Raw genomic sequence first — 16,267 nt, forward strand, 5'->3', positions numbered from 1 at the left:
AACTAGCCCTCTATAGGGCCAGGTCGCGCAGCTTGATCACCCGATGATTTACGTGCCTCAATCCACTCTTCGACCTCTGACAAATCCCAGGCGACATTTCTACTGGTTAACGCGATACGGCGTGGAAAATCCCCTCGCTGCTCCAGGTTATAAATTGTTCGTGTCGAAAGCGGGATCATCTCCAGGAGCTTCTTCCTGTTGATGAGGGTCTTTATATTTTGCATGGGTCAATACCTCTCAAATGAATAGTTGCTATTCATCGAGTAGCTGCGCGAAGCAGCTAATCGGTAATTGACCTGCCCGATGCCAATGGCGGCCTTATTTATAAATTCACGGCATCAACTTCAATGCTATCAAAGATAGCAAAAACATCAACCCTTACTGCCTCCCGAAGTCCACTCATCAATCATATCGGCCCAATCCTGCAACATCGCCGCCCGCTGCTCGCGGTACTCAGCCTTGTTGTAGACAGCCCTCACGCCCTTCTGCTCGTGCGCCAGGCACTTCTCGATCCAGTCGGTGTTGTAGCCGGCCTCATGCAACAGCGTGCTGGCTGTGCGCCGCAAATCATGCGGTCCGAACTTGGTAAGTGACTTCCCATCTTTCTGCGCCGCCTTGTAAGTCAGCGTCAGCACCTGGTTAAGTGTGGCAGCGCTCATCGGCGCATCCGAGTCGTACCGTGATGGCAAAACGAAGTCGGAACCACCGGCAAAGGTTTTCATGGCAATGAAAATATCCAGAGCCTGCTGGGACAGAAATACCAGGTGCGGGTTACGGCGTTTCATCCGCTCCTTTGGAATCGTCCACAACGCTTCGCTGAAATTGATCTCGCTCCAGGTCGCATTGGTCAGCTCGCTCTTGCGCACCATCGTCAGCAATAACAGCTTGGCCGCCGCACGGTTTGTTGGGCTTGTGCCCACTCGCTCCATGTACTGGTACATCAGCCCAATTTCTTCTGGCGTCAACGCTCGGTCACGTGGCTCGAATCGAGCGATGCTTGTTGGGCGCACCAGTTCTGCCGGGTTTTCGACCTTCTGCCCACGCTCGATGGCCCAGCGAAATACCTGCAACACGATTTCACGCACATGAACGGCGGTGGCCGGTGCGCCTCGCTCAACAATGGCATCAGCCAGCGCCCGCAAGTCTTCGTGGGTGATCTCCACCAGCTTCTGATTGCTGAATTTCGGCTTCAGCTCACGCTCATAAACCGAGCGGCGCATATCGCGGGTGGAGTCGGCCATCTGGTAGCCACGCAGCCACTTCTCCGCCCAGGCACCGAACGTCTCTGCATCTTTCACCCGCGCCTTGTCTCGGGCTTTCTCCTTGGCCGGCGACTTGCCCGCCGCAACCATCTTCTTGGCGTCACCCAACAGCTCGCGGGCTTCGGCCAGGGTGATGCCACCGACACCATAACGCCCAAAGGTGATGGTCTCCTGCCGACCGTTGATTGAGTAGTTGTAACGGAACGAGATGGAGCCGGCTGGAGTCACTGCCACATAGAGACCTTCCCGGTCATTCACTTTGTAGAGTTTGTCCCTGGGCTTGAGATTGCGCAGCTTGGTATCGGTCAGCATGTACCTTGTCCTTCTTCGTCTCCGATACCATGCTGAAAAAATCTCGAATTTATCGTATTTTTTCTTACGAAACAGTAACTTATAGAATATTAATACCATGAACACACAAAAGAACGCAGCATGGTATCGGCATCAATCATGGCATCGCCAAACCATAATACCAGCTTTAATGCCATGCTCAAACGGTGCTTGGCGCTTCCTCCCGTTGCCAGATCGTGCCAAACACAAACAAAAAAAGCCCGCAATTACGCGGGCTTAGCGGCATTTCATGCCATCAGGTGCCTGGCTGTGCCAGACGCGGAATCATTCCCACTCGATCGTGCCGGGGGGCTTCGAGGTGTAGTCGTAGACCACGCGGTTGATGCCCTTGACCTCGTTGATGATGCGGGTCGCGACGCGGCTCAGGAAAGCGGCGTCGAAGGGATAGATGTCAGCGGTCATGCCGTCGGTCGAGGTGACCGCGCGCACCGCACAGACGCTGTCATAGGTCCGGTAATCGCCCATCACGCCGACGGTGCGGACCGGCAGCAGCACGGCAAAGGCCTGCCAGATCGCGTCGTAGAGGCCCGCGTTGCGGATTTCCTCCAGATAGATGAAGTCCGCCTTGCGCAATATGTCGCAGCGTTCCTTGGTCACTTCGCCGGGGATGCGGATGGCAAGGCCGGGGCCAGGGAAGGGATGGCGGCCGACGAAGATGTCGGGCAGGCCCAGTTCCTTGCCCAGCACGCGCACTTCGTCCTTGAACAGTTCACGCAGCGGCTCGACCAGCTTCATGTTCATGCGTTCGGGCAGGCCGCCGACATTATGGTGCGACTTGATCGTCACCGAAGGCCCGCCGGTAAAGGACACCGACTCGATCACGTCGGGATAGAGGGTGCCCTGCGCCAAGAAGTCGGCGCCGCCGATCTTGGCGGCTTCCTCCTCGAACACGGCGATGAATTCGCCGCCGATGAACTTGCGCTTCTTTTCCGGGTCGGTGAGGCCGGCGAGACCGCCCAGGAAGCGCTCCTCGGCGTTCACATGGACCAGCTTGATGCCATAATGTTCGCGGAACAGGCTGACCACCTGCTCGGCTTCGCCCAGGCGCATCAGGCCATGATCGACGAACACGCAGGTCAGCTGGTCGCCGATCGCTTCATGGATGAGCACGGCGGCCACGGCGGAATCGACGCCGCCCGACAGGCCGCAGATGACCCGGCCGGTGCCGACCTGCTCGCGAATCTCGGCAATCTTGACCTGGCGGAATTCGGCCATGGTCCAGTCGCCGGCGAGGCCGCAGACATGGCGGACGAAATTGGCGATCAGCTTGCCGCCGTCGGGCGTATGCACGACTTCGGGGTGGAACTGCGTACCGTAGAATTTCCGTTCCTCGTCGGCGATCACCGCGAAGGGGGCGCCGTCCGACACCGCCACGATCTTGAAGCCGGGCGCGAATTTCGTGACCTTGTCGCCATGGCTCATCCACACCTGATGCCGTTCGCCGACTTCCCACAGCCCGTCGAACAGGGCGCAGGGTTCGGTCACGGTCAGGAAGGCGCGGCCAAATTCGCCGCCTTCGCCGGTCTCGTGGCCGGGGCGCACTTCGCCGCCCAGCTGATGGCTCATCACCTGCTGGCCGTAGCAGATGCCCAGGATCGGCACGCCGGCGTCGAACAGGGCCTGCGGCGCACGCGGGCTGCCTTCCTCCGGCACGCCGGCGGGCGAACCGGACAGGATGATGCCCTTGGGCTTCATGCGGTCGAACGCGGCCTGGGCCTGGGTGAAGGGGGCGATCTCGGAATAGACGCCGGCTTCGCGCACGCGCCGGGCGATGAGCTGAGTCACCTGGCTGCCGAAGTCCACGATAAGGATGGAATCCTGAAGGGGCAGCGTCATCGAATCGCCTTTATGTCGAGCGGTGGAAGGGATTCGCGCCCGGTTAGTCGCACCGCCCCGATATGTCCAGTTTTCCCGGTTCAGAGCATCATCCGATTAGGGTAAATCGGATGATGCTGTGATTTCCTTTTGTTTGCCGCATTCTGCGAGTCGTCGGCTGTTCCAGCCGACTTCAGAATGCTCTAGGCCGGCGCAGGACCATCCTGTTTGCGTCCCGCTGCGCGGCCGAGCAGGGCGGCGCCGGCGAGCACCAGCGCCGCGATCAGGAAGGCGCTGCCGATGAAGAGCAGGATCGGACGGGTGCCGACCGAGGCGGAATAGACCGCGCCGAAGAAGAGCGGGGAGACGATGCCGGCGATGGCGCCGACACTGTTGTTGGCGCCCTGCAACTGGCCCTGTTCGCTTTCGGAGACGCGCTGCGTCATCAGCGACTGGATGGTCGGCATGGCGAGGCCCCAGAGCGCATTGGGGAACATGGCGGCGACGAACAGCCAGCCGGTGGGCGCCAGGCCCATGGCGGCGATGCCGACCGCGCCGAAGCCGAGGCCCACGACCATCGTCGTGCGATCGCCGAGCCGTTTCACCACCGGGCCGACCAGCAGACCCTGCACCGCCATGTCGAGCAGGCCGACCATCGCCAGTAGGGTGCCGACCTGCCAGGCGCCCCAGCCATAGCGGTCGCCGGCATAGAGGACGAACACGGCCGAGAAGAGATGATGAGCGAAATAGAGGAGGAAATTGACGATCGCGAGGCTCGACAGCTCGGGGTGCGAGCGCAGCAATTGCAGCGCGCCGAAGGGATTGGCGCGGCGCCAGCTGAAGGCCATGCGTTTTTCCGGGGCGAGCGATTCGGGCAGCACGATGAGGCCATAGAGGAAGGCGAGGCCGGACAGGCCCGCCGCCGCCCAGAAGGGCGCACGGTGCGAAATCTCGCCCAGCACACCGCCCAGCAGCGGCCCGGCAACGAAGCCGGCGCTGAACGCCGCTCCGATCAGGCCATAGCCCCGCGCCCGGCCCTCGGGCGGGGTGATGTCGGCCATATAGGCGAAGGTGGAGGTGAAGCTGGACGAGGTGATGCCGGCGAGGATGCGGCCCAGCGCCAGCCACCAGAGATTGGGCGCCAGCGCCATCAGCACATAGTCCAGCGCCAGTCCCGCGACCGAGATCAGGATGACCGGCCGGCGCCCGAAGCGATCGGACAGCGAACCGATCACCGGCGAGCAGAGAAACTGCATGGCCGCCCAAAGCGCGACGAACAGGCCATTCCACAGGCCCGCGCTGCTGCTGGAGCCGGACAAGGTTTCGATCAGTTGCGGCAGCACCGGGATGACGATGCCCATCGACATGACGTCGAGCAGCGCCGTCACCAGGATGAAGGCGATGGCGGCGGTGCGGCGCGGATGGGCGGGGGCAATCATGGCGGAGGCGCTATCCTGCCGGGATGGCGATGCCAAGCGCGATGGCGCGATGTTCAGGCATGGGGCGCCGTTTCAGCATGTCTGACGCCCCAAAAAAAAGGGCCGCCCCGGCGGGACGGCCCCAGCTCATGCTATGGGATGCATGAAGGGATCAGCGCTGCTCGCGATCCTGATTGTCGCGGCGTTCCTGCTGGCCGCCGCCTTGCTGGCGACGCTGTTCATCCTGTTGGTTCTGCTGGTCGGGCTTGCCGGGCTGACCGCCCTGCTGACCGGGATTCTGGTTCTGGTTTGCCATCTCACACTCTCCTAACGGGCATTGTAACCCGCCTGCGCTCAACTTGGGCCGGCGCAGCGATGTTCCGAAAAATCATGCTGATCGAAATCAAGTCCGCCACAAGCTGCGGACAAGCTGCCATATTTCCTGCGTCTCGCCCAAAATTGGATCGATCGGAACGCCTGATGCGGCGATGGCGTCATGAGACTGTCCTGGCTGCTTGCGCGACCGTGGGCTTGGGCTAGTCTGCGCCCGTCCACAGCAGGAGAGCGCCGATGACCACCGATCGCGATGATGTGCCGTCCCCCGTCGAGCGGCTGGCGGAGGATCGCAACTGGATCGCCTCGACCGGGCTCAGCCGGCGTCACATCCTGGCCGGGGGCGCCTTCGCCGCCGGTTTTGCCGCCGCCTGCCAGCCGGTCGCGGCCAGCACCATCCAGACCCCGGCCGCCGGGCTGGTGGAGGAAGCCGTCTCGATCCCGACCAGCGACGGTTTCGCCATGCCCGGCTTCGTCGCCCGGCCGGCGGGCAAGAAGAAGGCGCCGGTGATCGTCGTCGTGCATGAGATTTTCGGCGTCCATGAATGGGTGCGCGACATGTGCCGGCGCTTCGCAAAAGCCGGCTATCATGCCGTCGCGCCGGATCTGTTCGCCCGCCATGGCGACGCGACCAAGGTCAGCGACTTCAAGCAGTTGGTGGCCGAAATCGTCAGCAAGGCACCGGACGCGCAGGTGCTGTCCGACATCGATGCCACCTATGCCTTTGCCGGCACCCATGGCGGCGACGCGTCGCGGCGCGGCATTACCGGCTTCTGCTGGGGTGGCCGGGTGGTCTGGCTCTATGCCGCGCACAGCGCCGCGCTCGACGCCGGCGTCGCCTTCTACGGCCGAATCGTGACCCAGAAGAACGACCTCCAGACCCTGTCTGTGATCGAGGAGGTGGGGCAGCTCAAGGCGCCGGTGCTCGGCCAATATGGCGAGCTGGACAAGGGCATACCGCAGGCCGATGTCGAAGCGATGCGCGCCGCGCTCAAGACGGCAGGCAAGTCGCCACCCGATGCGATCACCGTCCATGCCGGCGCTGACCATGGTTTCATGGCCGATTACCGGCCCAGCTATAATGCGGCCGCAGCAAAGGCCGCCTGGACCGAAACGATCGGCTGGTTCGACAAATATGTGAAGGGGTGACCGGCACCCCTTCGCCGTTGCGCCTTATTTCTGCTTCATCGCCTCGACCGCAGCCAGCGTGCTCTTCACATGGCCGGCATAGCTCATCTCGCTATGGACGAAGGCGATGCGGCCGCTCGGCGCAATCACATAGGAGGTGCGGTCGGTCATGCCCGGCCGCATCTTGAGCGCGACATCATAGCCCGACACGATGTTCGGCCCGGCCGAGGCGACCGCGAACTTGCCGGCGCATTCCTTGGTGGAGAAGGCGACCAGATCGTCGACCGGATCGGCCGACATGCCGATCACGGTGGCGCCGGCCGCCTTGAACTTGTCGATATTCTCGGCGAACTCGCGCGCTTCGGCCGAACAGCCCGGCGTGAAGGCCTTGGGGAAGAAATAGAGGACCACCGGCCCGCGCCGCAACTGGTGCGACAGGGTGACGGTGAAGGTCTTGCCGGCCAGCGCGCCGCGGGTGGTGAATTCCGGCGCCTTGGCGCCGACCGCCAGTGCCGCCATGCTGCCCTGCGTGCCCAGGGCTGCGGCCGCCAGGGCCAGGATGATCTTCGCGCTCTTCATAATCTAGCTCCCATGGGTCGGTCAGGCGGCGGGGGTGGGCGGTTCCCACAATTCGATGGCATTGCCCTCGGGATCATGGATGCGGGCAAAGCGCCCGACATCGGGATGATCCCATTCGGGCTTGGTGATGGCCTCAACGTCCGCCGCGCGCAAGTCCGCCAGCAGCCCGTCGAGATCGGATACGCGCAGATTGATCATGAAGCTCTTGTCGGCGGCGAAATAGTCGCTGTCCTGCTTGAACGGGGAAAAGACCATTGGCCCGCCCAGCGTCTGCCAGACATATTCGTTGACCGCCGGAATGTCGGGATCGGCGCTGCATCCGCCGCCGACGCCAAGATGGGTGCGATACCAGGCGGACAGCGCAGCCGGATCGCGTGCGCGAAAGAAAAGTCCGCCCATTCCCAGGACCGGCATGGCATCCCTCCTCGATTGTCTCTGTGGTGATAGCATGGCCGCGATGGGCGGTCACGCGAGGGTTGGCGGAACCCGATGCCGCCCTGCCGGGTTGGCATCGCATGCGTAACCATTTCCTCCTCGCCCTTCCGCTGCTGCTGCTCGCCGGTTGCGGCAGCAAGGAACAGAATCAGTCCGGCATGGTCACCAACATCCTGGACCAGGCCTTGCCCAGCACGCGCGATGTCCCGCCCGGCGCCAATGCCATTACCCCGGTCGAGCCTGCGCCCGACCTGCCGGTGGCCAAGGGGGAGGCGCTCCACGCCAATGCGATCCCCATCGCGCTGCAGGGGCGCTGGACCGGCACCAATGAGCGCTGCGGCGACCGGGCGGCGGCACAGGCGCTGGAACTGACGGCGGCCAGCCTGATCTTCCACGAAAGCGTCGGCACGGTTCAGCGTGTCACGCGCGAGGGGGAGGGGCGGCTGGCGGTCGTCGCCAATTTCACGGGGGAGGGCGAAAGCTGGACCCGGACCCTGATGCTGCGTCCCTCGACCGATGGGCAGCAGCTTACCATTGCCAATGACGGCACGGCGATCGTGCGCAAGCGCTGCACCCCGGCCGCCTGAACCGCTTCCCCCGGCGCGCAGTCCTCGCTACAGCGGCGCGATGATCGGCCGCCTCACCCTGAGTGATTTCCGCAACCATGCGGACGCGCTGATCGTGCCCGACCAGCCATTCGTCCTGCTGACCGGCGATAATGGCGCGGGCAAGACCAACATATTGGAAGCGGTATCGATGCTGGCGCCCGGCCGGGGGCTGCGCGGCGCGGCGCTGCGGGCGATGGCGCGGCAGGATGGAGGCGGCAGCTTCGGCATCGCGGCGGAGGTGGATGGCGTGGTGCTCGGCACCGGCGTCAGTGCGGATGCGCCCGACCGGCGGCAGGTGCGGATTGGCGGTGTCGCCTCGTCCGCCAATGCGCTGGCCGATCATCTCTCGATCGTCTGGCTGACGCCGGCGATGGACCGGCTGTTCCTCGACAGCCCCGGCGGTCGCCGTCGCTTCCTCGATCGCCTCACCCTGGCGCTCCATCCCGGCCATGCCGCGCACAGCGCCCGCTATGAAGCGGCGATGCGGGCGCGCAACCGGCTGCTGACCGATCTGCGCCGGGCGGACCCGGCGTGGATCGGTGCGCTGGAGGCGCAGATGGACGAGCATGGCATGGCGCTCGCCGCTGCCCGCGCCGATCTGGTCGCGCGCCTCAACCGGCAATTGGTCGATCAGCCCGACGAGCCCTTCGCCCGGCCGCTCATCCGAATCGCGCAGGAGGACGGCGCCAGCGACGAACCGCTCGGCCAGCGGCTTGCCCGCGAGCGGCGACGCGATGCCGCGGCCGGCCGCACCCTGTCGGGGCCGCATCGTCATGATCTGGATGTCATCCACATCGCCAAGAATCAGGCGGCGGCGCTCTGTTCGACCGGCGAGCAGAAGGCGCTCCTGCTTTCGATCCTGCTGGCGCATGCGGCTCTGGTGTCGGCTGATCGCGGCCAGCCGCCGGTGCTTCTGCTCGACGAAGTGGCGGCGCATCTCGACCCGTCGCGACGAGCTGCGCTGTTCGACCGATTGCGCGAAACCGGCGGCCAGGTCTGGATGACTGGCACGGAAGATAGTCTTTTCAACGAGTTGAACGGTGCAACCCGGCTTCATGTAACGGCCGGGCATGTTTTTCGTTCCGCAGCATGACGCATCGCAGCAACGACTCATCGCTCGGCGGTTTTCAAGACGAACGGCGTCTGCCCTAAGGAGGTCATCGGGGATTATACCTACCTACAAGTCGGGGGTCGCAAGGAATGATCGGTGGTTTTCGCGCGCTGTTCGCAGCCGCCATGCTTGCGCTCGGTGCCTTCTCTGCCGTTCCCGCCACCGCCGGTGTCCTGCAATGCGCGCCCTTCGCCCGCGAAGTCTCCGGCATCGAAATTTTCGGCAATGCCAACACCTGGTGGAACCAGGCCGCCGGTCGCTACGACCGTGGTCATGAGCCCCGCGTCGGTGCCGTCCTTTCCTTCGCGTCCAGCCGTTCGATGCCGGTCGGCCATGTCGCCATGGTCAGCAAGATCGTCAATGATCGCGAAGTGCTGCTGACCCACGCCAACTGGTCCTATCGTGGCGGTGTCGAGCGCAATGTCCGCGCCATCGACGTGTCGCCCAACAATGACTGGACCGACGTGCGCGTATGGTATGGCCCGATCGGCGACGTTGGCCTGCGTTCGAACCCGACCAACGGCTTCATCTATGCCGACAAGCCGGAAATCGATCAGCCGGTCCAGATCGCCCTGGCCGATCGCGCCACCGCCGGCAGCGACAGCGCCAAGGGTGCTTTCTGAGCCGTTAACCCAATCCTTACGGATGGGGCTCTAGGGTCGATCGCGGTGGGGCGATACTCGACGCTTAGAGGTCGCATTAAATGTTTCGATATGTCCGCTGGATGGCTTTGCTGTCCGGCCTGACGGCGGCGCCCGTGCTGGGCGCCACGGCGCTGCAGTGCGTTCCTTATGCGCGCATCGTGTCGGGCGTGGAAATCTATGGTGATGCGCTGACCTGGTGGGACCAGGCACAGGATCATTACAAGCGCGGCAGCATCCCCAAAAAGGGTGCGGTGCTCGCCTTCCGGCCCGTCGGGCCGATGACCCTGGGCCATGTCGCCGTGGTCAGCCGGATATTGGATGATCGCCGCGTGCTGATCCGCCACGCCAACTGGTCGTCGCCCGGCGCAATCGAGGAGGATGTGCTGGCGATCGACGTGTCGGACGCGGGCGACTGGAGCCAGGTGCGCGTCTGGCACAGCCCGACCGGGCAGATGGGCGCCCGCATCAACCCGACCTTCGGCTTCATCTATCCGGCCAAGGCGAAACTGCATCCCTTCACGCCCGATTCGGCGCTGGGCAGCAGCCTTCGCTATGCCAGTGCCGCGGCCGACACAGGCGATGGTGAGGACGGTGCGGAGCTTGCGCCGCTGCCCAGGGCGGCGACACGGGTGGCGTCGGTTCAGACGCATGCGATGGTGGCGGCGGTTTCGCCCAAGCCTGCTGCGCCCCGGCGCAAGGCGGCGCCCCGTATCGAGGCGGACCCGTTCATCATCGAATATGCGGACAACAGCCCGTCGGATCGCTCGCTGGGCGACGTCATCGCCGACGTGAAGCGCGAATCCCTGATGAACTGACCGGCCCCCACGATCGAGCGGGGACCGGCCTTATCTGCTTATTCCGCGTCGGCGGCCTTGTCGCTCTCGGCGCCTTCGGCCGGGTTTTCGAACCAGGCCTCGACCTCACCCGACAGCTTGATGGTCAGCGGGTTGCCGTGACGGTCGCGGGTCTTGCCGGCGGCAACGCGAATCCAGCCCTCGGAAATCGAATATTCTTCCACATCCTTGCGCTCGCGGCCCTTGAAACGGATGCCGATGCCGCGCTGCAGCACCTCCATGTCGAAATGGGGGCTGCGCGGGTTGGTGGACAGATGGTCGGGGGGCGTGTCGCTCATGATCTCAATTTCCCTGAAAATGCTGCGCAGCGCCTACTCTTTCCTGCCCGCAGGCGTCAACCGCCGCGCCCGTCATCGACATCGCAGAAGATGCGGCGGATGACGCCTTCCTCCAGCCAGTTGGCGAAACGTTCCTGCGCGTCGGTAAGGCCGGCAAAGGGGTAGGCGACCGGCTGGTCGCCAACAGCACGGCTGGCAGCGGTCAGGCGCATCATCGCGTCGGGCGCGACGGTCAGGATGCGGCCGCGCCGGTCGGTCGATGCGCTGTTGATGCCGACGACCCGGCCATCGGTGGAGAAGACCGGGCCGCCGCTGATCCCCGACAGGGTGCCGTCGCCCTCGGGCAGGCGGCCACGCTCGGCCCAGACCAGCACCGGCTGGTCGATGCCGCTGCTGCCGCGCCGGGCTTCGGCCCGGCCGATCAGTTCGGACAGGACCAATGTCGGTTCGCCGGCGGGGAAGCCCATATGATAGCCGGTGGAGCCGGGCGAGGGCGCACCACTGCGCAGTGGCAGGGCGGCGGGGCTGCGGGGACCGCGCGGGATGATCGCGGCATCCGATTCCCGGCTTTCGATGACGCGCGGCACCTCCAGCGCGCGGCCGCGCTGTTCCAGCCCGACGCGCGAACAGCCATGGGTGACATGTTCGGCGGTCATCCACACGCCGCTGCGATCGACGGCAAAGGCCGTGCCCATGGCGTCGGCCGGGCCGCCGGGCCGATCCTCGATAATATATTGTTCCTCGCTACCGCGCGGCAGCGGGCGGCGGGGCGAACGGGGATCATATTGTTCGACCTGCAAGGACGGTGCCTGCATCTCGCCCAGCCAGGCGAGCAGCAGGATCAGGCCCAGCAGCCAGGGCAGGCAGCCACAGCCCCCACGCCCCATCGCGTCAGCCCGCCACGGCCGCAGCCGTCAGGCAGGCGACCGCGGCCTTCATCATCGCCAGGAAGATCGCGGCGGAACGCTCATTCGCCTCGATCCGGCCCGACAGCGATCCCAGCAACAGGTCTACCAGGCGAAAGGCGATGAGTTGCAGCACCAGCGTGACGCTGCCCCAGATGACGACGTCCCAGACATTGACCGATCCGGCGAGGCAGAAGGCCAGCGGCACGGCGAGGCCGACGGAGGCGCCGCCCAGCGAAATGGCGGCCGCCTCATTGCCGGCGCGGATCAGCTTGAACTCGTCGTGCGGGGTTATCCACATATAGACCGCCATGGCGGCCGCCCAGACCAGGGTGGCGCAGGCGAGGTGGAGAAGCAGGATCGGCAGGCCCGACAACAGGCTCTGGATGACGGGTGTAGGATCGCTCATGGGCACAGAAATGCCGCAACCCGCCCTCGGGTTCAATCGGGGCGGGCCGCGATATGGATTTGGTCAGGCGGGATCAGCGACAGATGCGGACCCGGACCCGACGGTCGCGATAGGAATTATAGCGCCATTCGTCCCAGCAGCGCTGGCGATAGGCGGAGCGATGATAGCCGCGTCGTCCGTCATAATAGCGCCGGTCGCCGCGCCAGCGACGGCGGTCGTCCCAGCGGCGATTGTCCCAATGGCGCCGGCCATCCCAGCGGCCGTCACGATCGCCGCGCCAGCCGTCGCTGCGATAATGCTGCGCCTGGGCAGGCGCGCTCGTGGCGGCGATGCCGGCCATGGCCAGGCCCAGCATCGCGGCGCTTTTCCATAGGAATTTCATCTTGCTTCTCCTCTGTCCGGCCCGGCTGCCGGGGCAGCGCGGGGACGTGGGGAGGAGAATGGGGGCCGGTCACTGAACCGTCCGGGAACAGGGCTGACAGGCTTTGTTCAGCCCGCCCGGACGGTCGCAATTCTGCCTCGCATCATCGGTGCGCGATGGTGTTTCAGCGCCCGCGCAGCGCGGTCTCTGCCTCGATCATATAGTCGCGGGTGATAGGTAGCGCGCGGCGATCGCGCACATATTGGACCTGGAAATTGACCATCGACCCATGTTCGAACACGGTCGCCGCGCCCGCCAGATAGAAGGTCCACAGGCGGAAGAAGCGCTCGTCATAGAGGGCGACGATATCCGCCTTGTGCGCCATGGTCCGTTTGTACCAGTCGCGGATGGTCAGGCCATAATGGATGCGCAGCACTTCCACGTCGGTGATCATCAGCCGCGTGCCTTCGCTGCCCGCCACCATTTCCGACAAAGCGGGGATATAGCCGCCGGGGAAGATATATTTGGTGGTGAAGGTGTCGGTGATGCCGGGGCCATCGACCCGGCCGATGGTGTGGATCAGCATCACGCCGTCGGGCGTCAGCAGGTCGCGGCATTTGTTGTAGAAGACGCGATAGTCGGCGGTGCCGACATGTTCGAACATGCCGACCGACACGATCCGGTCGAACGGCCCTTCAATGTCGCGATAGTCGATCAGCTCGAACCGGACATGGTCGGCCACGCCCGCATCGATCGCCCGCTGGCGTGCGACCTTCAACTGCTCTTCCGACAGGGTGATGCCGGTGACGTCGACACCGAAATGCTTGTGCAGGTACAGCGCCATGCCGCCCCAGCCGCAGCCAATGTCCAGCACCTTCATGCCCGGCTTCAGGTAGAGCTTGGCGGCGATATGCGCCTTCTTGTCTTCCTGCGCCTGTTCCAGGCTGATCCCCGCCTCATTCTCCGCATCGGGGAAATAGGCGCAGCTATATTGCCGGTCACGGTCGAGGAAGAGGGCGTAGAGCGCGCCCGACAGGTCATAATGATGGGCGACATTGGCCTTGGACCGGCTGCGATGATTGGCCTTCCATAACTTGCGGCGCACCGTCTTCAGCGCGCGCTGCACCGGCCCCTTGGCATCGATCGACTTGCCATTTTCCCAGGCGTTGTTCTGGCGGATCATGGACACGAACTCCATGATGCCGCCGCCCTCGATCGCCACCCGGCCATCGATATAGGCCTCGGCCATGCCCAGGCGCGGATCCTTGACGATGTCGAGGGGCACGCGCTTGTCGAGGAAGCGCAGCGCCAGCGGGGGCAGGTCGGGATCGGGCGAACCGACGGTAACGCTACGGCCGTCGGCATAGAAAACGGTCAACTGACCCTTGGTGACAAGACGTCTCAGAACGCGGTCGAAAATCTTCATGGAGCAGGCTGGTCCTTCTCGTTACGCGGCCGTCAAATACCTGCATACCAATCATAATTGGCGCGGTCTTCCCAAAAACCGCCCTTGCCCCGACCGATGGACAATAGGCTCTCGACCGCCTCGATCCGCATCAGATATTTGGCCTGCTTATAGCCCAGTTGTCGCTCCACCCGCAGCCGCAACGGCGCGCCATTGGCGACGCTTAGTGGCCGGTCGTTGAGCGCGAAGGCCAGGATGGTCTGGGGATGGAAGGCATCGATCAGGTCGATGCTCTCATAATAAGCGGTGCCACCGCCCATGTCGTCGGCGCAGTGGAACACGATATAGCGCGCGCGATCGCGCAGCCCCGCGCCGTCGAGCAGCAGCTTCAATGGCACGCCGCGCCATTTGCCGATCGCGCTCCATCCCTCGACACAATCATGGCGGGTGATCTGCTCGCGATGGGGCAGGCGATGCAATTGCGACAGCGAAAGTGACAGGGGGCGGGCGACATGACCGTCAATCCGCAGGCGCCAGTCGGCAAAACCGCTGCGCCACAGTGCCTTGTAGGCCGGGGTGTTGGGATTGGCGGTGCCGTTCGCGCGGAAGAAGGGCGAAATCTGCTCGGGCCGGAATTCCTGCGCCAGTGCGTCGCGCGCCATGATCTTGCGCTGCGCCCATTGATGAAAATTGTCGGCGGAAAAGAGGATGTCGCGGGCCAGCGGCTGGCGCGCGATCCGGTCGCATCCTGCCAGCGTCGCGGTTGCGCCCAGTAGTAGGGTGCGGCGGGTCAGGATCATGGCCGGTCCTTAGGGAGGCGATAGCGGCCGGTGATCATCGATCCGATCTCGTTCACCGGGCCGGCCAGCAGCACCATCAGCATATGGACCAGGAAGAAGGCGACCAGCGCGAAGGCGGTCAGGAAATGGATCGACCGGGCCGACTGGCGTCCGCCGAACAGGTCGACCAGCCAGGGCCAGGCAGCGTTCATGCCCGGCGACATGGTAAGGCCGGTCAGGATCAGCAGCGGCAGGGCGATGAAGAGGACGGCGATATAGCTCGCCTTCTGCAGCACATTGTAGCGCAGCGCCGCGGCGCCGGTGGGGAAGCGCAGCCGGGCATGGTCCCTTATGTCCTGCCAGACATGGCGCGGCGCCAGTTCGCCCCGACGAAAGGCGAGGTCGCGGGCGATATGGCCGCCCGCCAGACCCCAGAGCATGTAGAAGAGCAGCGCGAAGGCGAAGATCGGCGCGGCGGTCAGATGCCAGTGGCGCGACAGCGCCAGATTATAGAGGGCGGGCAGGGTGATCCAGCCGGGGAACCGGTCCAGCTCCAGCCAGGCATGATCGAAATTGGCGCCATAGTGCCCCCAATAAAGGCGGGGATGGGCGTTGAAGATGCCAAGGCCGGAGGTGAAGAGGATATAGAGCAGCAGCGCGTTCAGCCAGTGCCACAGCCGGGTGGTCAGGCGGTGGCGGCGGACCATGTCCCCTGGGGCGTAAGGCGGCTCCATGGGCATGACCCTATTGTCTTTCGTCGAAATATCCAGCCGCATCGCGGTCGTTCGCATGTCCAGGCCCGTCGTTGGTCGAATGGCCATGGTGCGCGCCGTGCGATTGCGATCAACGGCTGGCCCTGCAAGGGACTGATGAAGTCGACTTCAAAGAATTTTCGTACAGAAATTTGAATTGATAAAATTCCTCCTCGAAACGGGAGTATAAACAAGGTCGCCTGTCACGATTTTCGGCGCTTCGACGCAGATATTGGATGGGTAATATGAAGTGTATCACGTTTTTTATCGCTTCGGCTGTTCTGTGTTTTGTTTCGGCGCCTGCCTTTGCGCAGGATTATGCCCCTTTCACGGGTGCCCATGCCGAAATCATCACCGGCTATGATGTGGTCGATGCCAAGGGCGTCAAATCGGCCGACGGCCTGCTCTATGGCCTCAATGCCGGCTATGATTTTGCCTTGGGCGGCCTGATCCTGGGCATTGAGGGCGAAATTTCCGATTCCACCACCCGCCTGCATGTCGCCGGCGGCAAGAGCGAGACCGATCGTGACCTGTATGTCGGCGGGCGGATCGGTGTGCCGCTCGGCAGCAAGGCGCTCGCCTATGTGAAGGCAGGCTACAGCAATGCCCGGATGGAATATGAAGCCAGTGACGGCGAAGGCGGCCTGATCCGCGGCGGCGACAATGGCGATGGGCTGCGGCTGGGCGCGGGTCTGGAATATCGGATCGCCGAAAAGCTCTTTCTCAAGGGCGAATATCGCTATTCCGATTATGAGGCGGGCGTGTCGCGCCACCAGTTAGTGACGGGCATCGGCCTGCGCTTCTGATCGCCCGGAAACCGGGGCTTTCGCGAAGGGGGCG

General features: G+C 64.1%; 20 protein-coding genes. 7 read left to right on the plus strand and 13 right to left on the minus strand.

Annotated elements, in window-relative coordinates; translation table 11 throughout:
* Nucleotides 1-2: 2 nt before the first annotated feature.
* The 4 genes from VHN57_RS22900 to VHN57_RS22915 form a co-directional block, all read right to left on the minus strand.
* On the minus strand, nucleotides 3-224 hold the full coding sequence (locus VHN57_RS22900) for a helix-turn-helix transcriptional regulator (RefSeq protein ID WP_001179606.1): 222 nt from the start codon (nucleotides 222-224) through the stop codon (nucleotides 3-5).
* A 147-nt stretch (nucleotides 225-371) separates the two neighbouring features.
* Nucleotides 372-1,574, minus strand: coding sequence for a tyrosine-type recombinase/integrase (locus VHN57_RS22905; RefSeq protein ID WP_000954590.1), 1,203 nt, complete (start codon nucleotides 1,572-1,574; stop codon nucleotides 372-374).
* 303 nt (nucleotides 1,575-1,877) lie between these two features.
* Nucleotides 1,878-3,449 (minus strand): glutamine-hydrolyzing GMP synthase, encoded by a 1,572-nt coding sequence (gene guaA, locus VHN57_RS22910; protein WP_017499169.1) that lies wholly within the window; start codon nucleotides 3,447-3,449, stop codon nucleotides 1,878-1,880.
* 182 nt (nucleotides 3,450-3,631) lie between these two features.
* Complete coding sequence (locus VHN57_RS22915) at nucleotides 3,632-4,867, minus strand: TCR/Tet family MFS transporter (protein WP_423285686.1); 1,236 nt, start codon at nucleotides 4,865-4,867, stop codon at nucleotides 3,632-3,634.
* A gap of 142 nt (nucleotides 4,868-5,009) precedes the next feature.
* Between VHN57_RS22915 and VHN57_RS22920 the strand changes: the two genes are divergently transcribed.
* Complete coding sequence (locus VHN57_RS22920; protein ID WP_010336493.1) at nucleotides 5,010-5,177, plus strand: hypothetical protein; 168 nt, start codon at nucleotides 5,010-5,012, stop codon at nucleotides 5,175-5,177.
* Between the two features lie 239 nt (nucleotides 5,178-5,416).
* On the plus strand, nucleotides 5,417-6,328 hold the full coding sequence (locus tag VHN57_RS22925) for a dienelactone hydrolase family protein (RefSeq protein ID WP_423285688.1): 912 nt from the start codon (nucleotides 5,417-5,419) through the stop codon (nucleotides 6,326-6,328).
* A gap of 24 nt (nucleotides 6,329-6,352) precedes the next feature.
* On the opposite strand, the gene VHN57_RS22930 is transcribed toward VHN57_RS22925, so the two are convergent.
* Both VHN57_RS22930 and VHN57_RS22935 read right to left on the minus strand, forming a co-directional pair.
* Nucleotides 6,353-6,886 carry a peroxiredoxin gene (locus VHN57_RS22930; RefSeq protein WP_423285690.1) on the minus strand — a complete coding sequence of 178 codons (534 nt, stop codon included), beginning with the start codon at nucleotides 6,884-6,886 and terminating at the stop codon, nucleotides 6,353-6,355.
* Between the two features lie 21 nt (nucleotides 6,887-6,907).
* On the minus strand, nucleotides 6,908-7,300 hold the full coding sequence (locus VHN57_RS22935; protein WP_037507261.1) for a VOC family protein: 393 nt from the start codon (nucleotides 7,298-7,300) through the stop codon (nucleotides 6,908-6,910).
* A 101-nt stretch (nucleotides 7,301-7,401) separates the two neighbouring features.
* Here VHN57_RS22935 and VHN57_RS22940 point away from each other — a divergent pair, with 101 nt between their 5' ends.
* The 4 genes from VHN57_RS22940 (at nucleotide 7,402) to VHN57_RS22955 (ending at nucleotide 10,499) form a co-directional block, all read left to right on the plus strand.
* Nucleotides 7,402-7,908, plus strand: a complete 507-nt coding sequence (locus VHN57_RS22940) for a hypothetical protein (RefSeq protein WP_423285692.1) — start codon at nucleotides 7,402-7,404, stop codon at nucleotides 7,906-7,908.
* 40 nt (nucleotides 7,909-7,948) lie between these two features.
* Nucleotides 7,949-9,022 carry a DNA replication/repair protein RecF gene (gene recF, locus VHN57_RS22945; protein WP_278983517.1) on the plus strand — a complete coding sequence of 358 codons (1,074 nt, stop codon included), beginning with the start codon at nucleotides 7,949-7,951 and terminating at the stop codon, nucleotides 9,020-9,022.
* Nucleotides 9,023-9,129: 107 nt separating this feature from the next.
* On the plus strand, nucleotides 9,130-9,663 hold the full coding sequence (locus VHN57_RS22950; RefSeq protein WP_287430770.1) for a CHAP domain-containing protein: 534 nt from the start codon (nucleotides 9,130-9,132) through the stop codon (nucleotides 9,661-9,663).
* Between the two features lie 80 nt (nucleotides 9,664-9,743).
* Nucleotides 9,744-10,499, plus strand: coding sequence for a CHAP domain-containing protein (locus tag VHN57_RS22955; RefSeq protein ID WP_423285695.1), 756 nt, complete (start codon nucleotides 9,744-9,746; stop codon nucleotides 10,497-10,499).
* A gap of 38 nt (nucleotides 10,500-10,537) precedes the next feature.
* Here VHN57_RS22955 and VHN57_RS22960 read toward each other — a convergent pair whose 3' ends face one another.
* The 7 genes from VHN57_RS22960 to VHN57_RS22990 form a co-directional block, all read right to left on the minus strand.
* The gene (locus VHN57_RS22960) at nucleotides 10,538-10,816 is read right to left on the minus strand and encodes a DUF3297 family protein (protein ID WP_017499161.1); all 279 of its coding nucleotides are present in this window, start codon (nucleotides 10,814-10,816) and stop codon (nucleotides 10,538-10,540) included.
* A gap of 56 nt (nucleotides 10,817-10,872) precedes the next feature.
* Nucleotides 10,873-11,703, minus strand: coding sequence for a S1 family peptidase (locus VHN57_RS22965; protein WP_423285698.1), 831 nt, complete (start codon nucleotides 11,701-11,703; stop codon nucleotides 10,873-10,875).
* Nucleotides 11,704-11,707: 4 nt separating this feature from the next.
* A complete protein-coding gene (locus VHN57_RS22970) occupies nucleotides 11,708-12,130 on the minus strand; it encodes a DUF350 domain-containing protein (RefSeq protein ID WP_004209870.1) in 423 nt (140 codons plus the stop codon).
* Nucleotides 12,131-12,203: 73 nt separating this feature from the next.
* Nucleotides 12,204-12,512 carry a hypothetical protein gene (locus tag VHN57_RS22975; protein WP_037518720.1) on the minus strand — a complete coding sequence of 103 codons (309 nt, stop codon included), beginning with the start codon at nucleotides 12,510-12,512 and terminating at the stop codon, nucleotides 12,204-12,206.
* A gap of 163 nt (nucleotides 12,513-12,675) precedes the next feature.
* Entirely contained in the window at nucleotides 12,676-13,917 is a 1,242-nt protein-coding gene (locus VHN57_RS22980) for an SAM-dependent methyltransferase (protein WP_004209872.1), read from the minus strand.
* A 32-nt stretch (nucleotides 13,918-13,949) separates the two neighbouring features.
* On the minus strand, nucleotides 13,950-14,696 hold the full coding sequence (locus VHN57_RS22985; RefSeq protein WP_423285701.1) for a molybdopterin-dependent oxidoreductase: 747 nt from the start codon (nucleotides 14,694-14,696) through the stop codon (nucleotides 13,950-13,952).
* Complete coding sequence (locus tag VHN57_RS22990) at nucleotides 14,693-15,382, minus strand: cytochrome b/b6 domain-containing protein (RefSeq protein WP_423285703.1); 690 nt, start codon at nucleotides 15,380-15,382, stop codon at nucleotides 14,693-14,695. Before VHN57_RS22990 ends, VHN57_RS22985 begins: the two co-directional genes overlap by 4 nt.
* A gap of 290 nt (nucleotides 15,383-15,672) precedes the next feature.
* Between VHN57_RS22990 and VHN57_RS22995 the strand changes: the two genes are divergently transcribed.
* Nucleotides 15,673-16,233: an outer membrane protein gene (locus VHN57_RS22995; RefSeq protein ID WP_423285705.1), complete on the plus strand. Its 561-nt coding sequence runs from the start codon at nucleotides 15,673-15,675 to the stop codon at nucleotides 16,231-16,233.
* Nucleotides 16,234-16,267 lie beyond the last annotated feature (34 nt).

Origin of the sequence: Sphingobium salicis subsp. salicis (genome assembly GCF_049472635.1) — a bacterium.
Taxonomy (GTDB): domain Bacteria; phylum Pseudomonadota; class Alphaproteobacteria; order Sphingomonadales; family Sphingomonadaceae; genus Sphingobium; species Sphingobium yanoikuyae_A.

Bases quoted from the DNA above. Each gene is read 5' to 3' on its own strand.
- VHN57_RS22905 (WP_000954590.1), bottom strand. From the start codon at position 1,574: ATGCTGACCGATACCAAGCTGCGCAATCTCAAGCCCAGGGACAAACTC.
- VHN57_RS22990 (WP_423285703.1), bottom strand. From the start codon at position 15,382: ATGGTCCGCCGCCACCGCCTGACCACCCGGCTGTGGCACTGGCTGAAC.
- VHN57_RS22960 (WP_017499161.1), bottom strand. From the start codon at position 10,816: ATGAGCGACACGCCCCCCGACCATCTGTCCACCAACCCGCGCAGCCCC.
- VHN57_RS22950 (WP_287430770.1), top strand. From the start codon at position 9,130: ATGATCGGTGGTTTTCGCGCGCTGTTCGCAGCCGCCATGCTTGCGCTC.
- VHN57_RS22940 (WP_423285692.1), top strand. From the start codon at position 7,402: ATGCGTAACCATTTCCTCCTCGCCCTTCCGCTGCTGCTGCTCGCCGGT.
- VHN57_RS22915 (WP_423285686.1), bottom strand. From the start codon at position 4,867: ATGATTGCCCCCGCCCATCCGCGCCGCACCGCCGCCATCGCCTTCATC.
- VHN57_RS22930 (WP_423285690.1), bottom strand. From the start codon at position 6,886: ATGAAGAGCGCGAAGATCATCCTGGCCCTGGCGGCCGCAGCCCTGGGC.
- VHN57_RS22965 (WP_423285698.1), bottom strand. From the start codon at position 11,703: ATGGGGCGTGGGGGCTGTGGCTGCCTGCCCTGGCTGCTGGGCCTGATC.
- VHN57_RS22995 (WP_423285705.1), top strand. From the start codon at position 15,673: ATGAAGTGTATCACGTTTTTTATCGCTTCGGCTGTTCTGTGTTTTGTT.
- VHN57_RS22970 (WP_004209870.1), bottom strand. From the start codon at position 12,130: ATGAGCGATCCTACACCCGTCATCCAGAGCCTGTTGTCGGGCCTGCCG.
- VHN57_RS22985 (WP_423285701.1), bottom strand. From the start codon at position 14,696: ATGATCCTGACCCGCCGCACCCTACTACTGGGCGCAACCGCGACGCTG.
- VHN57_RS22920 (WP_010336493.1), top strand. From the start codon at position 5,010: ATGAAGGGATCAGCGCTGCTCGCGATCCTGATTGTCGCGGCGTTCCTG.
- VHN57_RS22955 (WP_423285695.1), top strand. From the start codon at position 9,744: ATGTTTCGATATGTCCGCTGGATGGCTTTGCTGTCCGGCCTGACGGCG.
- VHN57_RS22935 (WP_037507261.1), bottom strand. From the start codon at position 7,300: ATGCCGGTCCTGGGAATGGGCGGACTTTTCTTTCGCGCACGCGATCCG.
- VHN57_RS22925 (WP_423285688.1), top strand. From the start codon at position 5,417: ATGACCACCGATCGCGATGATGTGCCGTCCCCCGTCGAGCGGCTGGCG.
- recF (WP_278983517.1), top strand. From the start codon at position 7,949: ATGATCGGCCGCCTCACCCTGAGTGATTTCCGCAACCATGCGGACGCG.
- VHN57_RS22975 (WP_037518720.1), bottom strand. From the start codon at position 12,512: ATGAAATTCCTATGGAAAAGCGCCGCGATGCTGGGCCTGGCCATGGCC.
- VHN57_RS22980 (WP_004209872.1), bottom strand. From the start codon at position 13,917: ATGAAGATTTTCGACCGCGTTCTGAGACGTCTTGTCACCAAGGGTCAG.
- guaA (WP_017499169.1), bottom strand. From the start codon at position 3,449: ATGACGCTGCCCCTTCAGGATTCCATCCTTATCGTGGACTTCGGCAGC.
- VHN57_RS22900 (WP_001179606.1), bottom strand. From the start codon at position 224: ATGCAAAATATAAAGACCCTCATCAACAGGAAGAAGCTCCTGGAGATG.